Raw genomic sequence first — 17,959 nt, 5'->3', positions numbered from 1 at the left:
ACCACCCCTGCTCCCACCACCACCGGCGCTTGGGTCGGCAGGTCACCGAGGCCGACGTTCAGTCGTCATCAGCCACGGGCTCGCGCGAATGCGTGGTCAACTCGATCTCCCGGTTGCGGTTGAGCACGCCCAACACCACAAAGACGAAGCCGACAGCAGCAACTGGAATCAGGCCGAGGAAGGAAGCCGTATCCGGGTCACGCTGGAAGATGAAGGCGAAAACAACTGGACACATGGCGAAGGCCAGCAGAACTGTGCCAAAGTAGCGTTGCCTCCTCCACCTAGTACCTAAACGCGAGGCCTCATCGTCACTCATACATTCATGCTACATATTCAACGCGCTCTGGATGGGGCCAAGCAGGAAGTACACGATGAACAAGGCGGACACAACCCACATAAGCGGGTGGATCTTGCGTATGCGCCCGCTCGCCACCTGCATCACGGTGTGGCTGATGAAGCCCACACCGATTCCCACGGTGATCGAGTAGCCGAAGGGCATGAACACGATGGTGAGGAAGGCGGGGATCGCCGTCGCCAGATCGGACCATTCCAGTTCGGATACCTGCTGCATCATCAGGAAGCCCACCGCCACCAACGCCGGGGCCGCCGCTTCATTGGGTACCACCCCGGCCAGCGGCGCTAGGAATGTAGCCAGCAGGAAGAAGGTCCCCGTGAAAATGGAGGCGAGCCCGGTGCGTGCCCCATCGGCCACGCCAGTAGAGGATTCGATATACGCGGTGTTGGAGGATACTCCGCCCGCGCCACCGGCCACCGCCGCCAGCGAGTCGATAAGTAGAATGCGGAAGGTGTTGCGCGGGTTGCCGTTCTCGTCCAGCAGGCCGCCCTCAGAGCCGACGGCCACCATCGTTCCCATGGTGTCGAAGAAGTCCGCCAGCATGACGGAGAAGGCAAGGACGACGACGGCGATCACCCCCAGCTTTTGAAAAGGCCCGGTCACCGAGAACTGGCCGAGGGTGGCGAAGTCTGGCACCTGCACCGGTGCGCCATCCAGCCGGGGAATGGACAGCCCCCAGCCGCCCACATTCTCGGCACTGGCAGTTCCCAAATTGCCGCGCCACTCGATGAGAATGGCGAACACCGTGGAGACGACGATTCCGATGAGAATCCCGCCTTTGACTCGGCGCGCCATAAGAATAATTGTGAGGAAGAGCCCCACGACGAAAACCAGCAGCGGCCAGGTAGAAATCGATCCATCCACTCCGAAGGAGAGGGCCGTGCCGCTGCCCTGGCGAACGATTCCCGCATTCACCAGCCCCACAATGGTCACGAATAGGCCGATGCCCACCGAAATGGCCGTGCGCAAATACTTCGGAACGGCACGGAATATCGCCTCGCGCAGCCCGGTGAGTACCAGCAACACAACAACAATGCCCTCGATAACGATGATGCCCATGCCGTCGGCCCACGTCATGCCGGGCAGTTTGACAATAATGGAGGCCACCATGGAGTTCAGCCCCAACCCAGCGGCGAGGGCCAGCGGGAAATTGGCAACCGCGCCCATGAGCAGGGTCATCACGCCGGCGACCAGGGCGGTACCGGCGGCGATAGCCGGAACATTCGCCTCCGCGCCACCGCCCAGGTAGGCGCCGGTGGAGTCGGTACCGCTGAGAATTGTTGGATTGAGAACAAGGATGTAGGCCATCGCGAAGAAGGTGACCATACCGCCGCGCAGTTCTTGTCCGATTGATGAGCCGCGCTCGCTTAGGTGGAAGTGTTTTTCAAGGATGTTCTTGGCCGGCGCCTCAGCCGTGCCCGCAGCTGTATCGCTCACGGCAAGATTCTTCCCGTCGTCCAACCCGCGAGCAAGCACTGCTCACAGCCCGGACACATCGCCTAGCGGCGCCTTCTACGGCACGTCGGCGAGCACCAGATTTCCGAAACCGCGCATGGTCAGCTCTCCGTCGTCGGCCGGGATGAACATGGCCTGCCCGGCGTTCAGATCGGCGCGCTGCCCACCTGCTTCAAGCTGCGCCGCACCTTCCAGGCAGATCACGGTACGCGGCCCCTCGCCGCGAATCGGTTCGCGCGCATTGGCGTCACGCAGGTGAATGGCGGAGAGTTGAAAATCCTCCACCGGCGCGTAGAAGGTTGACATGATTCGCGATACGCGCTCTGGAGCGATACGGATCGGCGGGGCGGCGACGGCGTCGACCACCCGCAGCAACTCGGCCGCATCGACATGCTTATGGGTCAGACCGGCACGCAGCACGTTGTCCGACGTCGCCATGATCTCCACCGCCAGCCCGGACAGATAGGCGTGAACGGTGCCGTTCGGGATGAACAAGGCTTCTCCGGGGCGCAGCGTCACCGGATTGAGCAGCAGCGAAGCCACCACCCCCGGATCGCCCGGATATCTCTGCGCCAGTCGTGTGACGATAGCATCCGCGCGCGGCGAGGGCGAATCCTCTGTGGCACGCCGCGCACAGGCGGCGGCCACATCGTCCACCTCGTCCGGCCTCGGGCGTGTCTCCTGCGAAAGCAGGAAGGTGAAGGCTGCGCGCACACCGGCGTCGTGAATAATCTGCAGCAGCCGATTACTCAGCGGGGTATCCAGAGCGCGGATCACCGTGCCGATACGCCGTGGCGCTCGAAAACCGGACAAGGCGTCGAAGCGGGTCAGCGCGTAGGTCAACTCCGGCTTATGGTTCGTGTCCTTATAGTTGCGTTCCGGTGCCCGGCGGGGAATGCCCGCGCTCTCCTCCGCCGCAAAACCTGCCCGCGCCTGCTCCCGCGACGGATGAACCTGCAGGGAAAGCGGTTCCGCCGGTGCGATGAGCTTCAGGAGATACGGCAGGCCCTCCGATACCTCGGCCACCGAGAGGCCCAGCGTCGCGCATGGATCCGCCGCAATGTAGTCGGCCAGAGACTGCTCAGCCGTATTCAATTCGGCCGGGTACTCCTGCGGATAGACCTGGCTGAGATCGAATAACGGGGCGTGTTCCGCACAACCCACCATTGCCGGATCGTCCGGATGCGCTCCCAGCCAGACCTCGGCTACCGGTTCAGGAGCAGGCGGATAACCGAACAAGCCGGGGATGGCATCGTGCGAACCCCACGCATACGGACGTACTCGGCCCTGTAATCGCCTCATGACTCTACGGAAGGATCTCCATATCCGCCTCGTTGACAACAGGGTCGGAAGGATCCCACATGTTCTTCTGTTTGCCCACATCCGTCTCCGAATGCGAACCACAGCCATGATCCATGGAAACTACCGAGCCGTCGTATGCCGACCACTCATTGGCGCATACACCGAAGAGCGTGCGAGCAGACCCCGCCATCGGCAGAAGGAATCCGCAGGTGGAACAGGCAGCCTTGGCAGCCTTCGTCCCGGCAGAGTTCGGGCCGTGGTCGCCCGCATACCACCGCTGAAAGGCAGAATCGCGGCCCCGGCTGGAAAGTACGCGTGCCCGACCCAAGCCGAGTTCGTAATCCGCCAGTTGGTCAGCGTCCTCGCCCGTTGCCTCATATCCCTGGTCCAAACGAGGATCGTCGGGGCGGTAGGGGAGGCGATCTGTGGGTTGGACGTCCGAGGGAAGCAAGCGATCCTCCCACGGCACCCATTCCTGTGCCAGCAGGGCATCTTCACCCGGACGCAGCGCCAACTCGTCAATGGTCACGCGTGAGGAACGCGGAATCCGTGCCACGGTGACCGTCCAATACCATCCGCCGTAGCCGGGCAACAGGCAGTGGAACGCATGCGTGAGAACCCGATCACCCTCGACGACGACGCCAGCATGTTCGCCGATCATCTCTGGGCGGGTCAGCTCATGCAGGGCCTCGCGCGCCTTATCGACGGCACGCAACAGAATCTTCTCTTTTCCGGCAGAGCGGCCTGGCCTGATACGCGCCTCAGGCATCGAAATCATCCGCTAAGGTTCGCAGTGCGGCGGCGATTCGATGCCCGCCATCGGGATAACGCCCCCGGCGCAGCTGGGTTGAGGCCGAGTCGAGAATCTTAATCAGATCCTCGATAATCGGCACCATCTGCTCAGGGGTGCGCCGATTCTTACGCGCTAGTGATTCCAATTTCTGCTGCACCGAAACCGAGAGGGCCTGCGGACCACGTCGAGTCTCGGCAACTCCGTATTCCACCCGAGTACCGGTACGAAGTTTGGCGCCGATAGGCACGGCGGATGCAGGCAGATAGACTTCGGTGCCGTCATCACCGGCGATGAACCCGAAGCCCTTCTTTTCGTCGAAGAACTTGACCTTACCCGTTGGCACGGAAGACTCTCTTTCACTGGAAGACCGCACAGTAGACAGCTGCGGTACAAAAGTGTATAGCTGCGATATATTCTACCGGCTTATGGGCCACGCCGATGCCACCACCAGTAACGACGACCCGGCACATCCAGTGCGACGTTCTCAATTTCCCCTGCATTTTCCCGGCAGTTCTTGGTAGCGTTACCTTCTGGGTAGTAGTCCCCACACCCGCTCCTAGCGCAACTCGATACCGACAGGGGATGATTCTTCTGTGAGCACCTTCCGCAAAGGAGCCGCCGCGCTCGGCGCGCTCTTCCTAACGCTTGTTTTGACCGTGTCCGTCTCCTTTTTTGCGACGACGGCCCGGGCCGATGACCCTTTCGCCGTGTCCTCGCTGGTCACGGACCGCGCGAACGTTGTCGATGACTCTGCGGTTCGCAGTACTCTCCAACATCTTGAGAGTGAGACGGGCAAGCCGCTGTATGTTGTGTTCGTCGACAGTTTCGACGGTGCCGATTCATCCGGGTGGGCCGAGCAGGCGGCCGAGTATCGCTCGCAACTGCCAAGCAACTCGTCGTTACTGGCAATCGCCGTTGCCGACTCGGAGTATTCCTTGTGGGTGGGAAACAGCAGCTTCGATTGGACAAAGTTCGAGAACGCGATCAACTCCGATGTGACATCCCAGTGGGCCGACGGCAACTGGGAGGGTGGACTTGCCACCTTGGCAGACAATCTTGTGTCAAGCACTAAGACAAACTTCACGCCTCTGGTTGTTGCGATTGCCGTACTCGCGATCATCGGCTTGGCCTTGGCGTTGCTGCACCGCCAACGCAAGCGCAGAGAACTGGCCGCACAGACCCAGAGCCTGGAGAACCTGCGCGTGCAGGCCTCACAGATGTTGCTTGCCACCGACGAGAATGTGCGCGCAGCTGTTAATGAGCTTGAATTCGCCAAGGCAGAATTCGGCATCGAGGCGACATCCACCTTTGAACAGATACTCGCGTCGGCACAGCACGACATTGCTCAAGCCTTCGAGATCCGCACGAAACTCGAAGACAGTATTCCCGAGACGCCCACCCAAGCTCACCGTATGAACAGGCAGATCATTAAGTTGGCAAAAAGAGCGCAGGAAACGGTGACGGGGCAGCAGGAGAGCTTCCAGGCACTGCGCGATCTCGCATCCAATGCGTCCGCGCATTTTGATGAGTTGGAGACTCGGTCGGCGGAGATCCGAGAACAGTTGAAAGTGGGGCAGGAACAACTCCGCGTGTTGGGCACGCGGTATTCGGCCGATGCCCTTGCCACGCTGCAGTCACTCCCGAGCCAGGTTCTCACCTTGCTCGACTCCACAGCGCAGACCATTGCTGAGGGCCGCGACGCCGTCGCGGAAAATGACTCCAAGCGCGCCGTTTCCTTCGTTCGAATTGCGGAAGAAGGGTTGCAGCAGGCGCGGCAAGTCGCGGCGCAACTGGTAAACGCACCGGAAACCTACGCGCAGGCGGATCGGCGCATGCGTGCCGGTATCGAGTCGATCAGCCAAGACGTGAGCGATGCGAATCGTCTCGGCGGCAACGACGCAATCATTGCTGATCGGCGCCGAGCGGCGGAAGCCGCCTTGGCATACGCCTCCACCCCTTCTGTTGATCCCTTCGAAGCCATCGAACGGCTGACAAGTGCTGAGAACGCTCTGGATGCCGCATTAGTCGGCGTACGCGGAGCAGAGGAGGCTCGGCGTAAGGCACAAACGGTGATGGCACGCAACCGGGCAGAGACCAGGCGGAAGATCACCGAGACCGAACGGCACATCAGCCAGTATCGCTACTACGTCGGCACCGAGGCGCGCTCGGAGCTCCAGGCCGCGAAGAGACTACTCCAACAGGCCGAGGAGGCCAAGGATGAGTCACAACAAGAGCAGTTGTATGCACAGGCGCTCAGTCGTGCATCTCATGCACTGGTAACCGCCCGTCGAAACATTAGCCAAGCCGTGCGCGCACGCGAGCAAGAGCGCCGCGATAGCGGTTCCGATACGGGGGCGATTATTGGTGGCATGGTCCTGGGAGCCATTCTCTCCGGCTTGGGGGGCGGTGGCGGCTACGGCGGGGGTGGTTACCGCGGTGGTGGACACGGCTTCGGAAGCTTCGGCGGCGGGCACTCGGGTGGTGGCTCCTTCGGAGGCCTCTCTGGAGGTGGTTCCTTCGGGGGGCGTTCCGGCGGCGGACGCTTCTAGTTCGAAGCAACCCTATGCCAAACACCCGCAGCCGTTCCATCAGTACAATTTCATCTAACGGCACGCATGTGCCACTTATCGAAAGGTAATTTCATGGCGGAGAAGCAGACAATCCTCGGACGGATCTCCCAACTGGCAAAGGCCAACATCAACGCCCTTCTGGATCGGGCGGAGGACCCGCAGAAGATGCTGGACCAGATGGTTCGCGACTACACGAATTCCATCGCGGAAGCGGAGGACGCCGTCGCCGTCACCGTAGGCAACCTGCGACTGGCCGAAGCCGATTACAACGAGGACATCAAAACAGCCCGTGAATGGGGTCAGAAGGCTTTGGCTGCCTCCCGCAAGGCTGATGAGATGCGCGCAGCCGGAAAGGAAGCTGACGCGACGAAGTTCGACAACCTTGCCAAGGTTGCGCTTGGCAAGCAGATCGACTTCGAGAACGAGGCGAAAGCCGCCGAGCCGGTTATCCAGTCGCAGCAAGAAGTGGTTGCGAAGCTGAAGGACGGCCTCACCCAGATGCGCAGCAAGCTGGATCAGCTCAAGACGAAGCGCGATCAGCTCGTTGCCCGCCAGAAGTCTGCCGAGGCACAGAATCGGGTCCAGGACGCCATCTCCTCGATCAATGTTCTTGATCCGACCAGCGAGCTCGGCCGTTACGAGGATCAGGTGCGTCGCCAGGAGGCTCTCGCACAAGGGAAGGCGGAAGTCGCTGCGGCAAGCCTTGACGAGCAGTTCGCTGCCCTAGAGGACCACACGAACGACATCGAGATTGAGGCCCGCCTTGCCGCACTGAAGAACGGTGAGGCCCCCGCACAGATTGAGGGCAAGGACTTCACCGCATACTGATAGCGGCGCCCAACGGGCGAGTCATTTCAAGCATCAGCTGTGCGAGAGTGGTCTGAGCCACTCTCGCACAGCACTGTATTCCCAGTTTCTTCACAGTATTCTCGCGTTTACTTGACACATGACCACTTCGCAGCAAGAACCTGAAGCAACGATTCTCGTCGTCGACGATGAGCCTTCGATCCGCGAACTGCTATCAGCTTCGCTTCGTTTTGCAGGCTTCGAAGTGCTCACCGCCGCCGATGGTCATGAGGCACTCGATCACCAGTCCGGTGCACGCCTCGATCTTGTCGTCCTCGACATTATGTTGCCGGACATGGACGGATTCAGCGTCCTGCATCGCCTGCGGGAGCGCGACCCACAACTTCCCGTCCTTTTCCTCACCGCGCGTGACGACATTAAAGACAAAGTCCAGGGCCTGACGGTTGGCGGCGACGACTACATTACGAAGCCCTTCTCCCTGGAGGAAGTCGTGGCACGCATCCGCGCCGTTTTGCGCCGCACTCGCCCCGCAGAGGACGATAATGCGATTCTGCGCTACGCGGACCTTGAACTTAATGAGGACTCCTATGATGTGCGGCGCGCTGGACGGGAGATCGAGCTGTCTCCAACCGAATTCAAACTCCTGCGTTACCTGATGATCAACGCCGAACGCGTTGTATCAAAGATGCAGATTCTAGACCATGTGTGGGATTACGACTGGGAGGGTGAGATCTCCATCATCGAGTCGTATATCTCGTACTTACGCCGGAAAATCGACTCTCCCGAGGCTCTTGGAATCACCGATCCGGAGGAAGCCGCCGCTATCGTTCCGCTTATTCATACGAAGCGAGGCATTGGCTACGTTCTGCGTACATCCAAGTAGGATCGCGTGGCCCGAATTCTAACCAAGCGTCACCCGCGCCCAGATCAACCGCGGGTGACGCGCACTCTTTCCTTTCGACTGCTTATCACCTTTGTTCTGCTCATGGTGGTGGTGATCGTCGTGATCGCCACGGTGACACTCTCGCTACTGCAGCGTCACCTTGTCAGCAATCTTGACGACGAGCTCAAGTCGTCGGGAACCGTTGTGGCGGGAAATGCTCTCAACACCCTCGCCTCGGATATCAACGACACACCTGATCCCTCTTTGCTCTCGGATTACTACCTCAGCGCCAGTGTTAGCACCGACTCCCGCGGCAGTACGCAGTTGTTCACTCGCGTGAACACGATCGTTGCGCAACGGTACGGAATACCAGCCGCCACAGAGGATCTCCTAGAAAGATGGGATGGCTCGTCGCAAGTGTTCACAGTGGAAGGCACGCAGGCCCGTTCCCAGTGGCGGGTCGTGATCTTGCCAGTGACCAATGGGCCGAACACGATCGGAAAGATTCTTATCGCCCGTCCACTGGCACCGATCCATAACACGGTGATGCAGGTTGCTCTGATCCTGTTACAAGTCGCCCTGGGTGTTGTGACGCTAGGCGCACTGTTGACCTGGGCATTTGTTCGCAGATCATTCAAACCGTTGCGCGACATCGAGCATTCCACGCATGCCATCGCCGCCGGCGATCTCTCCCGCCGCGTTCCGGAGGGGCGTGAGGGATCCGAGGTCGGAATGCTCGCCGCCTCGATCAATGCCATGTTGGCCCAGATTGAACACGCGTTCGCCGTGAAAGCGCGCTCTGAGGCGAAGATGCGCCAATTCGTTTCCGATGCCTCCCACGAGTTGCGGACACCATTGGCAACAGTTCGTGGCTACGCCGAGCTCTATCGCCTCGGCGGGGTTCCAGCCGATAAAATCCCGCAGACCATGGATCGGATTGAGTCTGAAGCTCACAGGATGAGCGGTCTGGTAGAGGATCTCTTGCAGCTTGCGCGACTCGATGAGGGACGCCCGTTGGTATGGAGTTCGGTGGACATCACCCGTGTGTGCCGTAACGCAGTGGAAGACCTGCGAGTACGCGATTCCTCCCGTCCGGCCTCCGTGATAGGCCTTGACGGAGCCGAGCCCGCAGACATCACGGTGACGGCCGACGAAGACAAGATAACTCAGGTAGTCACGAACCTGCTTTCCAACGTGCTCACACACACGCCCGCCGGTTCATCGGTCGAGGTCGCCGTTGGGAAACCCACCCCATCCGAGGCGGTTATTGAGGTCCGTGACCATGGGCCCGGCGTCAGGCCCGAGGATGCCGCTCACCTGTTTGAGCGATTCTATCGCACCGACTACTCACGTTCCCGTGCCTCGGGTGGCTCCGGTCTCGGTTTGGCGATTGTCGCCGCCATTATGGCTGCCCATGGCGGCACGGCTCGCCTGGCTGAGACCGCCGGTGGGGGCCTGACCGTCCGTCTTTCCTTCCCGGTTCAGGAGAAGCACCCGGCGGAAGCAACAGCCCACGCTTCGGGTGAGCAGCAAACACATAGTAACAAGGCGGGACGCTCCGCAGGCGGTCGCGAGCGTTCTAGTGCCGGCGGTCGCCGTGCTCAGAAGCAGAATGGCGGGCGCGGTTCCAGCCAGATGGCCGCTGCAGGTTAGAGGATCTCTCCCGTGAATGGCGACGTACCGTCGTCGTCAATGGGATGAGCACTGCGCTGCTCCAACATGAGCGTGATGGCTTGAACCACACGTGCCATGAATTCCTCCGCAGATTCGCCCTCTTTGCCGTACATCGGGGCGCCAATGAAGAGAAAAACCTCGCTGCCAACCTTCGGAAAAACCGATCCGACGGGCATTGCCTCGTGGCCGCCGGCCATGGCAATCGGAACGATTGGCACACCCACCTTCAATGACAGCGCGGCCGCACCCGGCTTGAATGCCCCAATCTCTCCATTGCGGGAACGTGATCCCTCCGGGAAGACCAGGATAGGCACTCCGGCCCGCAGCAGGCGGCCCGTCATTCCTGCGGCCTGACCGCGTTCCTTGCCCCGGCGATGCCCGGCGCGCTCAATCGGATAGCTGTTGAAGAAAAGGGATGTGAGTGCAGAGATTCCCTTGCGACGGTAGAAATAATCCGCGGCCGCACCGGTCGCCAGGCGCTCCGTCAAGGAGTCGGGCAATAGGGAAAACACCATCGGTGCATCCAGGTGAGATGAGTGGTTGGGTACCAGAATAAAGGCGCCCTTCAGACCTTCGATATTCTCCTCGCCCAACACAGTGGGGCGAACGACGGTGGAGATGACCGGCCGTGTCACCAACTTGCGCACGCGCCGACGTCGTCGCATTCTCCCCTCGTCAAGATAACGGTCAATTGGCTCAAGAGGCTCGGCCATACTCAGTCCCGTCCCCGGTTGATTCTGGCGGTCACCGCAGTTACCGCACGCCGCGGCGCATGGGCGGCAAGTGCGGCGATCACTTTGAACCGCTTGGAGGGAGTCGAATGCGTCCTCCCCGCTTCAACGTCACGCAAACACTCCCGCACAACACGGTCGGCGTCGAGCCAGAAGAACCCGGGAATATTCGACGTCGTGATTCCAGAGCGCTGATGCAGTTCCGTTCGTACCCAACCGGGCATGAATGTCATAACCTGCACGCCAGTGGGCGCAAGCTCAATGGCTAATGACTCGGACCAAGTACGCACTAGTGATTTGATGGCCGAATACAGACCCATGGGCACCAAACCGGATACGGACGCAGTGTTGATGATCACACCATGGCCACGGCCCTTCATGGCAGCTCCGGCGACCGCGCCAAGTTCTACAACGGCCGATGCCATGACATCAATCGCCTCTGCTAAAGGGACCGTATCAGCCGTAGCAAGTTTGTGGTGTAGTCCGTGGCCGGCGTTGTTGACGAAGACCTCGATGGGATTGTCCGCACTCGCAAGGAGCGCAGCGACGCGCTGCACCTCTTCTGGCTGCCCGAGATCCGCCACAAGGTAATCACATGCAACATGCGCGCGACGCTCCAATTGAGCGCATGTACGCCGTAGTCGTTCTTCGTCGCGCGCCACCAGCGTGAGAGTGCAGCCACGTGCCGCCAGACCATGCGCGAACGACAATCCAATGCCGGATGTTCCACCGGTGATGAGCGCGCGTCCATGAAGCGGCGAGTCTGTGCTCTGAGTGAATCCCACAGCACTACGTTAGTTCACTTCATGGCAATCTTGCCGACTTCGCCACGAATTGCCCCGAGGTGTGCCGGACGATGCACATTCCCCCGCGGGAATGGCGCCGACGGAAGCCGCGTTCACCAGTGGGTGAAGTCACTGAACTACGGGTCAAATCGGGCATCGATCGGAGCGACCGGCAGCCGACTAGCGATCATTCGGTGTAACTAGTCACAATGGATAGTGATCGATTCGCACATTGGACCGTAGACAGTACTAGAATCGCGTGCGTCCCTAGGAGGTCCTATGCATACTGAGGTGCCACAGTGGCTGACACAGGCTTATGTGCGCTCTCTCCAGGCAGCGGGTTCCACTCTCCCGAAAGAGCAACTCGTTGCCGCATGCGCATCGTTGGTAGAGCGGTGGTCTTCGCCGGACCGTCTCTACCATGGACTTACGCATCTTGTTGACATTCTCTCGCACCTAGAGAAACTCCTCCCAGAAACTCATAGTCCCGAATTGGTTCGCCTCGCGGCCTGGTATCACGGCATTGTCTTCTCAACGGCGGAGAAGGAGACATACGTCCGCAACGGCGGCGAGGACGAGCACTCTTCCGCCGTCGTCGCGCAAAAGGAACTGTGTGAGCTCGGGATCGACGACGACTCTGCCCGGCGTGTGGCCGCTTTGATTCACGCCATGGGCGTGCGCGAATGGGAGCGCACCACTACGTCTACGGCGCAACCCGAGGCAATCGACCTGGATGAGGCGGCGCTGCGGGATGTACACCTGACACCACTTGCTGCCGAGCCGCAGCGCTATCGCAAGTATGTCGAACTCATCCGCGCCGAGTATGCACATATTCCGGATATCGATTTCTTCACCGCACGCCGGAGCATCGTGACACGTCTGCTGCAGCGACGTCGGCTCTTTGTTACACCACTGGCCCGCGAATGGGAGGACAGTGCCCGCCAGAACTTGGAGGCGGAACTGGAGCGGCTCAACAAGCGCATTCGTCGGCTCGATGCGGCGGAAGAAGCAATGGGGTCCGCCGAGGCAGCATCACGCACACAGAGCACCACAACGGCCAATTCCGCACCTTCACCGGAACCTGCTACTAGCGGACCCGCTGCTACCACGCTGCAACATGCCCCCAGGGTGCAGGAGTACGCCACCGATTTTCAGGCCAACACGGCCACGGCTTTGCACTCATCCCCCGAGTTCGCCACCTTCGGGAACCATGTGGACTCCACGGGGAACAACGCGAATCCGAGCGAGTCGAACGGTACACAGAACGACGAATCGGCCGGTCCGGGTAGGGCCTCCGGTTCCCCGAAGGGCAACGGCGTTGGCGGCACCAAGCCCGGTAAGCAGGCATTGGATTCCCTCTTCCGCGCTTCAGCAGCAGAGGATGAGGCGGAACAGGCTGAGCAGGCACGGCGCGCACAACGCATGGGTACAGACTCCGCGATATTCACGCCGGCAAGTGCGGAGGAGCCCGTCTCCAGCCTGGAGTCATGTTGCGACTGTATCGAGGATGCCAAGGAACGGCCTTTGAATGGAAATATGATGGCAGAAGAGCGGAAGCGGAAGCGCCGCGAGATGATTTCCGCTCAGTTGCGTCAGCGTATCGAAGAACGCCATCGTGAAGCCGAAGAGGCGAAGGAGGCACGCAAGCACGCGGAGACCTCGGTATCCCCGGCTGTGGAAACACCTGGTGACGGCGTCACCGAGCCCCATATCGCAGCCTCGACCCCGGAATGGGTTGACGAAGAGACGCCACGAGAGTCATCTGTCTCAAGCGAGCCCGCAGTGCGGCAGGATCCAACTACACCAGGTGATGCTTCTGTGCGGCGCGAACCGTCGACGCCTCATGAAGAAACTGAACTACACGGCCTTCTCGAGGACGACGCCACCCTCCCCTGCGATCTTCCCGATTGTCCCGAACACGGCATCGAGCGCGAACCACAGATTTAGGCGTGCAGGATCCTGTTTTAGGTGCTCGAGACATGGCGACACGTCATCGGCCTGGCAACAAATGCACGGGCGCACTCCCCAAGGACGACCCCGTCCAGCCCTGGCGCACAGTTGCTATGCCAAGCATTGTGCCCGTCCCGCGATCCGGCGGGCGCGACACAGTGACACCATCTAAACCACCAACACCATCAAGTTGATCGACGCCCGCTGCAGCAGAACAGTTCCGACATACTCTCAAAGGACGATTCAGAGGGGTCCGGCGGTGTGGGGTGGTAGGGAGAGGCTGTTGAATGAGGCTGTGACCTTTTCTTCTTGTGCTTGGAAGTCTTCGTATCCGGCTTTGGTTGCTTCGGCGTGCTGGTTGAGGCGTTGTACGAATGTGGTGCGGGAGGTTTCGATCGCCTTGGCGGCGGTTTCGGCACTGGCACCGAGGTGGCCGTTGATGATGCCGTCATTGGATGCCCGGATGGCATCGCCATTGCCGGTCCCATCGATGATGTTGCCGAGGTCTTCCGTATTTCGTACCAGCGAGGCCAGAACGTTCAGGTTGATATAAGCCTTCTTGTTCATGGTGTTGTCTCCTCAGTTACAGGTGTTGGTGTTGTGGTGGGCCATTCTTCGGGTTCGATGGTGGCCCAGGTGCCGCGGCCGGAACCGCGTAGGTATTCCGGGATGGGCTCGGTACCCTCGGGCCAGTCATCGAATCCAACACCTTGCGCACAGCCGGTATCAATATCAATAGATGTCAGGCCGATATATCCGATGTTGAGTGTTGCGCCGTTGTTGGGATTGAAAAGGACTGCGGCGTTACCCTCACTGTGGACGTATGGTTGTGGGGCGGTAAAGCCGTAGGGTTTCGCTAACTCATAGACGTCTTGGAGGGCTTGGTCCCAGTTCTCCTCGGTCAACGGACGCGTCGATGACGCCAGCCGATAGGTCTCCGATGCGTAGCCTTCTGGGCACTGCAATCCTGTGGTCAAGCCGACCTGGTCGGCATTCGTCTTCGGTACCCATTCTCCGACGTCGTATTTGTCGGAGAGGATGTTGTAGATGTTGATGAGGAGGGTGAGGGTTTCGGCGCGGGCTTGTGCGATGGGGATGTCGGAGACGGATTGCTACTGCACAGGCTCACCGAAATACTTGCTGCGCGTATCGGCACACCCGGCCGTAACAACCACACACAGGCTTGCGAGGACGGCGAGGACACGGATTGAGCGTAGCGGCTGATAGTGATGGCGTTGTACTGTCATGTCAGTCCTTGTCGGGAATCGCGGCGGAGTGTGGTGGGGTCCAGGTTGTTGCCGGTGTTCCTGGTGGAGATGGTGGTGCCACCGCTGGTGGTGCCAGTGGTTGTGGTGTGCCCTGGTGGGCGACCGGTGGCGGCTGTGCCGTCTGGCGGGGTGGTCGCGCGGGGCGCGCTATGCGTGGGGTGCTGTTCATGGTGTTGCCCCGGTGCTGGGGTCGGGCGTTGTGGTGGGCCATTCTTCGGGTTCGATGGTGGCCCAGCTGCCGCGGCCGGAACCGCGCAGGTATTCCGGGATGGGCTCGGTGCCATCGGGCCAGTCATCAAACCCAACACCGCGTGCACAGCCAGTATCAATGGTGACTGCGGTGATCCCCACGTACGACAGTATGATGGCAGCACCATTGTCGGGGTTGACGAGGATAGCGGCGTTGCCTTTGCTATGAACGTAGGGTTCTGGGGAGGTAAAACCGTAGGGTTTCGCTAACTCATAGACGTCTTGGAGGGCTTGGTCCCAGTTCTCCTCGGTCAATGGACGAGTGGACGAGGCTAGATGGTATGTCTCTGAGGTGTAGCCTTCCGGGCATTGCAGTCCGGCAGTGAGAGCAGCCTGGTCCGTGGTGGTAAAGGCCGGCCATTCTCCGACGTCGTATTTGTCGGAGAGCATGTTGTAGATGGAGATAAGCAAAGTGAGGGTTTCGGCGCGGGCTTGTGCGATGGGGATGTCGGAGACGGATTGCTGCTGCACAGGCTCACCGAAATACTTGCTGCGCGTATCGGCACACCCGGCCGTAACAACCACACACAGGCTTGCGAGGACGGCGAGGACACGGATTGAGCGTAGCGGCTGATAGTGATGGCGTTGTACTGTCATGTCAGTCCTTGTCGGGAATCGCGGCGGAGTGTGGTGGGGTCCAGGTTGTTGCCGGTGTTCCTGGTGGAGATGGTGGTGCCACCGCTGGTGGTGCCAGTGGTTGTGGTGTGCCCTGGTGGGCGACCGGTGGCGGCTGTGCCGTCTGGCGGGGTGGTCGCGCGGGGCGCGCTATGCGTGGGGTGCTGTTCATGGTGTTGCCCCAGTGCTGGGGTCGGGCGTTGTGGTGGGCCATTCTTCGGGTTCGATGGTGGCCCAGCTGCCGCGGCCGGAGCCGCGCAGGTATTCGGGGATGGGCTCAGTACCGTCGGGCCAGTCATCAAACCCAACACCTTGCGCGCAGCCAGTGTCGATATCAATAGACGTTAAACCGGCATACCCTATGTAGAGTGTTGCTCCGTTGTCGGGGTTGAAGAGAGTGGCGGCATTGCCTTTGGGATGGAGATAGGGTTGTGGTGCTTGAAAGCCGTAGGGTTTCGCTAGCTCGTAGACGTCTTGGAGGGCTTGGTCCCAGTTCTCCTCGGTCAACGGACGAGCCGACGACGCCAATGAGTAATTTTCAGAGGTGTAGCCGTCTGGGCACTGCAGTCCGGCAGTCAGACTTACTTGGTCGGCGGTGGTGCGGGGTGTCCATTCTCCGACGTCGTATTTGTTGGAGAGCATGTCGTAGATGCTGATGAGGAGGGTGAGGGTTTCGGCGCGGGCTTGTGCGATGGGGATGTCGGAGACGGATTGCTGCTGCACAGGCTCCCCGAAATACTTGCTGCGCGTGTCCGCACACCCCGTAGCCACGACCAGGCACGTTACGGCAAGCACGACGCCAAGCACCCGCGCTCGAGGCGACCGGCCGCACTCTGAATGTGGGGATGGCGGGGTGCCGCAGCGTTTCCGGTCGGAATACGTGTGTTCCTGATGAGGGTGGTGGTTCCACCGGTCGTGGTGCCAGTGGCTGTGGTGTGCTCTGGAGGGAGATCGGTGGCACTGCGCTGACTGGTGGAGTGCCCGTGCGGCACGTGGGGTGTTGTTCATGGTGTTGCCCCAGTACTGGGGTCGGGTGTGGTGGTGGACCATTCTTCGGGTTCGATGGTGGCCCACCTGCCGCGGCCGGAACCGCGTAGGTATTCCGGGATGGGCTCGGTACCCTCGGGCCAGTCATCAAACCCCACACCCTGCGCACAACCAGTATCAATTAGCAAGGAAGTCAAGCCGATATACCCGATGTCGAGTGTTGCTCCGTTGCTGGGATTGACGAGGATGGCGGCTTGTCCCTCACGCTGTATGTAGGGTTGTGGGGCAGTAAAGCCGTAGGGTTTCGCTAACTCATAGACGTCTTGGAGGGCTTGGTCCCAGTTCTCCTCGGTTAATGGACGAGCCGACGACGCCAATGAGTAACTCTCAGAGGTGTAGCCGTCTGGGCATTGCAGTCCGGCAGTCAGACTTACTTGGTCCGTGGTGGTAAAGGCCGACCATTCTCCGACGTCGTATTTGTCGGAGAGCATGTCGTAGATGGAGATAAGCAAAGTGAGGGTTTCGGCGCGGGCCTGGGAGATAGGGATATCGGAGACGGATTGCTGCTGCACAGGCTCACCGAAATACTTGCTGCGCGTGTCCGCACACCCCGTAGCCACGACCAGGCACGTTACGGCAAGCACGACGCCAAGCACCCGCGCTCGAGGCGACCGGCCGCACTCTGAATGTGGGGATTGCGGGGTGCCGCAGCGTTTCCGGTCGGAATACGTGTGTTCCTGATGAGGGTGGTGGTTCCACCGGTCGTGGTGCCAGCGGCTGTGGTGTGCTCTGGAGGGAGATCGGTGGCACTGCGCTGACTGGTGGAGTGCCCGTGCGGCACGTGGGGTGTTGTTCATGGTGTTGCCCCAGTACTGGGGTCGGGTGTGGTGGTGGACCATTCTTCGGGTTCGATGGTGGCCCACCTGCCGCGGCCGGAACCGCGCAGGTATTCCGGGATGGGCTCGGTACCCTCGGGCCAGTCATCAAACCCAACACCACGGGCACAGCCAGTATCAATGGTGACTGCGGTGATTCCCACGTACGACAGTATGATGGCAGCACCATTGTCGGGGTTGACGAGGATGGCGGCGTTGCCTTTGCTATGAACGTAGGGTTCTGGGGAGGTAAAACCGTAGGGTTTCGCTAACTCATAGACGTCTTGGAGGGCTTGGTCCCAGTTCTCCTCGGTCAATGGACGAGTGGACGAGGCTAGATGGTATGTCTCTGAGGTGTAGCCTTCCGGGCATTGCAGTCCGGCAGTGAGAGCAGCCTGGTCCGTGGTGGTAAAGGCCGGCCATTCTCCGACGTCGTATTTGTCGGAGAGCATGTCGTAGATGCTGATGAGGAGGGTGAGGGTTTCGGCGCGGGCCTGGGAGATGGGGATATCGGAGACGGATTGCTGCTGGACGGGCTCCCCGAAATACTTGCTGCGCGTGTCCGCACACCCGGCCGTAACAAGCAAGCACAGGCTTGTGAGGACGGCGGCGAGGCGGGCCGGGCGTGCCCGCATATGGTGGTGGTGCTGTGTTGTCATA

Annotated in this window: 19 protein-coding genes; 5 read left to right on the top strand and 14 right to left on the bottom strand. The window is 60.5% G+C overall.

Annotated elements, in window-relative coordinates; all coding sequences use genetic code 11:
* Window positions 1-58: 58 nt before the first annotated feature.
* The 5 genes from EKN07_RS06930 to EKN07_RS06910 form a co-directional block, all read right to left on the bottom strand.
* On the bottom strand, window positions 59-316 hold the full coding sequence (locus tag EKN07_RS06930) for a hypothetical protein (RefSeq protein WP_108714901.1): 258 nt from the start codon (window positions 314-316) through the stop codon (window positions 59-61).
* A 9-nt stretch (window positions 317-325) separates the two neighbouring features.
* Window positions 326-1,792, bottom strand: coding sequence for an NCS2 family permease (locus EKN07_RS06925; RefSeq protein WP_240611324.1), 1,467 nt, complete (start codon window positions 1,790-1,792; stop codon window positions 326-328).
* 75 nt (window positions 1,793-1,867) lie between these two features.
* Window positions 1,868-3,112 carry a mannose-6-phosphate isomerase, class I gene (gene manA, locus EKN07_RS06920; RefSeq protein WP_108714899.1) on the bottom strand — a complete coding sequence of 415 codons (1,245 nt, stop codon included), beginning with the start codon at window positions 3,110-3,112 and terminating at the stop codon, window positions 1,868-1,870.
* A 4-nt stretch (window positions 3,113-3,116) separates the two neighbouring features.
* On the bottom strand, window positions 3,117-3,881 hold the full coding sequence (locus tag EKN07_RS06915) for a DUF3027 domain-containing protein (RefSeq protein ID WP_126145993.1): 765 nt from the start codon (window positions 3,879-3,881) through the stop codon (window positions 3,117-3,119).
* Window positions 3,874-4,248, bottom strand: coding sequence for a cold shock domain-containing protein (locus EKN07_RS06910; protein WP_108714897.1), 375 nt, complete (start codon window positions 4,246-4,248; stop codon window positions 3,874-3,876). Before EKN07_RS06910 ends, EKN07_RS06915 begins: the two co-directional genes overlap by 8 nt.
* 250 nt (window positions 4,249-4,498) lie before the next feature.
* On the opposite strand from EKN07_RS06910, the gene EKN07_RS06905 reads away from it, so the two are divergent.
* The 4 genes from EKN07_RS06905 to EKN07_RS06890 all read left to right on the top strand — a co-directional run bounded on the left by EKN07_RS06905 (window position 4,499) and on the right by EKN07_RS06890 (window position 9,818).
* Complete coding sequence (locus tag EKN07_RS06905) at window positions 4,499-6,454, top strand: TPM domain-containing protein (protein ID WP_108714896.1); 1,956 nt, start codon at window positions 4,499-4,501, stop codon at window positions 6,452-6,454.
* A gap of 93 nt (window positions 6,455-6,547) precedes the next feature.
* Entirely contained in the window at window positions 6,548-7,303 is a 756-nt protein-coding gene (locus tag EKN07_RS06900; RefSeq protein WP_108714895.1) for a PspA/IM30 family protein, read from the top strand.
* Window positions 7,304-7,421: 118 nt separating this feature from the next.
* Entirely contained in the window at window positions 7,422-8,165 is a 744-nt protein-coding gene (locus tag EKN07_RS06895; RefSeq protein WP_108714894.1) for a response regulator transcription factor, read from the top strand.
* Between the two features lie 54 nt (window positions 8,166-8,219).
* Window positions 8,220-9,818 carry a HAMP domain-containing sensor histidine kinase gene (locus tag EKN07_RS06890; RefSeq protein ID WP_241228149.1) on the top strand — a complete coding sequence of 533 codons (1,599 nt, stop codon included), beginning with the start codon at window positions 8,220-8,222 and terminating at the stop codon, window positions 9,816-9,818.
* Here EKN07_RS06890 and EKN07_RS06885 read toward each other — a convergent pair.
* Both EKN07_RS06885 and EKN07_RS06880 read right to left on the bottom strand, forming a co-directional pair.
* Window positions 9,815-10,552 carry a lysophospholipid acyltransferase family protein gene (locus EKN07_RS06885; RefSeq protein ID WP_108714893.1) on the bottom strand — a complete coding sequence of 246 codons (738 nt, stop codon included), beginning with the start codon at window positions 10,550-10,552 and terminating at the stop codon, window positions 9,815-9,817. The two genes, EKN07_RS06890 and EKN07_RS06885, sit on opposite strands and share 4 nt — an antisense overlap.
* A 2-nt stretch (window positions 10,553-10,554) precedes the next feature.
* On the bottom strand, window positions 10,555-11,355 hold the full coding sequence (locus tag EKN07_RS06880; protein ID WP_108714892.1) for an SDR family NAD(P)-dependent oxidoreductase: 801 nt from the start codon (window positions 11,353-11,355) through the stop codon (window positions 10,555-10,557).
* Window positions 11,356-11,634: 279 nt separating this feature from the next.
* Here EKN07_RS06880 and EKN07_RS06875 point away from each other — a divergent pair, with 279 nt between their 5' ends.
* Complete coding sequence (locus EKN07_RS06875; RefSeq protein WP_126145992.1) at window positions 11,635-13,302, top strand: hypothetical protein; 1,668 nt, start codon at window positions 11,635-11,637, stop codon at window positions 13,300-13,302.
* A gap of 246 nt (window positions 13,303-13,548) precedes the next feature.
* On the opposite strand, the gene EKN07_RS06870 is transcribed toward EKN07_RS06875, so the two are convergent.
* From EKN07_RS06870 to EKN07_RS06845, 7 genes are all read right to left on the bottom strand, one after another.
* Window positions 13,549-13,872, bottom strand: coding sequence for a hypothetical protein (locus tag EKN07_RS06870; RefSeq protein WP_108714889.1), 324 nt, complete (start codon window positions 13,870-13,872; stop codon window positions 13,549-13,551).
* The gene (locus tag EKN07_RS06865; RefSeq protein WP_164546627.1) at window positions 13,869-14,282 is read right to left on the bottom strand and encodes an LppA family lipoprotein; all 414 of its coding nucleotides are present in this window, start codon (window positions 14,280-14,282) and stop codon (window positions 13,869-13,871) included. Before EKN07_RS06865 ends, EKN07_RS06870 begins: the two co-directional genes overlap by 4 nt.
* Window positions 14,283-14,417: 135 nt before the next feature.
* Entirely contained in the window at window positions 14,418-14,552 is a 135-nt protein-coding gene (locus EKN07_RS13135; protein ID WP_277600503.1) for a hypothetical protein, read from the bottom strand.
* A 186-nt stretch (window positions 14,553-14,738) separates the two neighbouring features.
* Entirely contained in the window at window positions 14,739-15,419 is a 681-nt protein-coding gene (locus EKN07_RS06860) for an LppA family lipoprotein (RefSeq protein WP_126145990.1), read from the bottom strand.
* A 186-nt stretch (window positions 15,420-15,605) separates the two neighbouring features.
* The gene (locus EKN07_RS12550) at window positions 15,606-16,160 is read right to left on the bottom strand and encodes an LppA family lipoprotein (RefSeq protein WP_164546626.1); all 555 of its coding nucleotides are present in this window, start codon (window positions 16,158-16,160) and stop codon (window positions 15,606-15,608) included.
* A 281-nt stretch (window positions 16,161-16,441) separates the two neighbouring features.
* The gene (locus tag EKN07_RS06850; protein WP_164546625.1) at window positions 16,442-16,996 is read right to left on the bottom strand and encodes an LppA family lipoprotein; all 555 of its coding nucleotides are present in this window, start codon (window positions 16,994-16,996) and stop codon (window positions 16,442-16,444) included.
* 281 nt (window positions 16,997-17,277) lie between these two features.
* Window positions 17,278-17,958, bottom strand: a complete 681-nt coding sequence (locus tag EKN07_RS06845; RefSeq protein ID WP_126145987.1) for an LppA family lipoprotein — start codon at window positions 17,956-17,958, stop codon at window positions 17,278-17,280.
* Window position 17,959: the final 1 nt, after the last annotated feature.

Origin of the sequence: Actinobaculum sp. 352, assembly GCF_003957265.1 — a bacterium.
Classification (GTDB): domain Bacteria; phylum Actinomycetota; class Actinomycetes; order Actinomycetales; family Actinomycetaceae; genus Asp313.
This window is presented reverse-complemented; position numbering and strand designations above follow the sequence as displayed.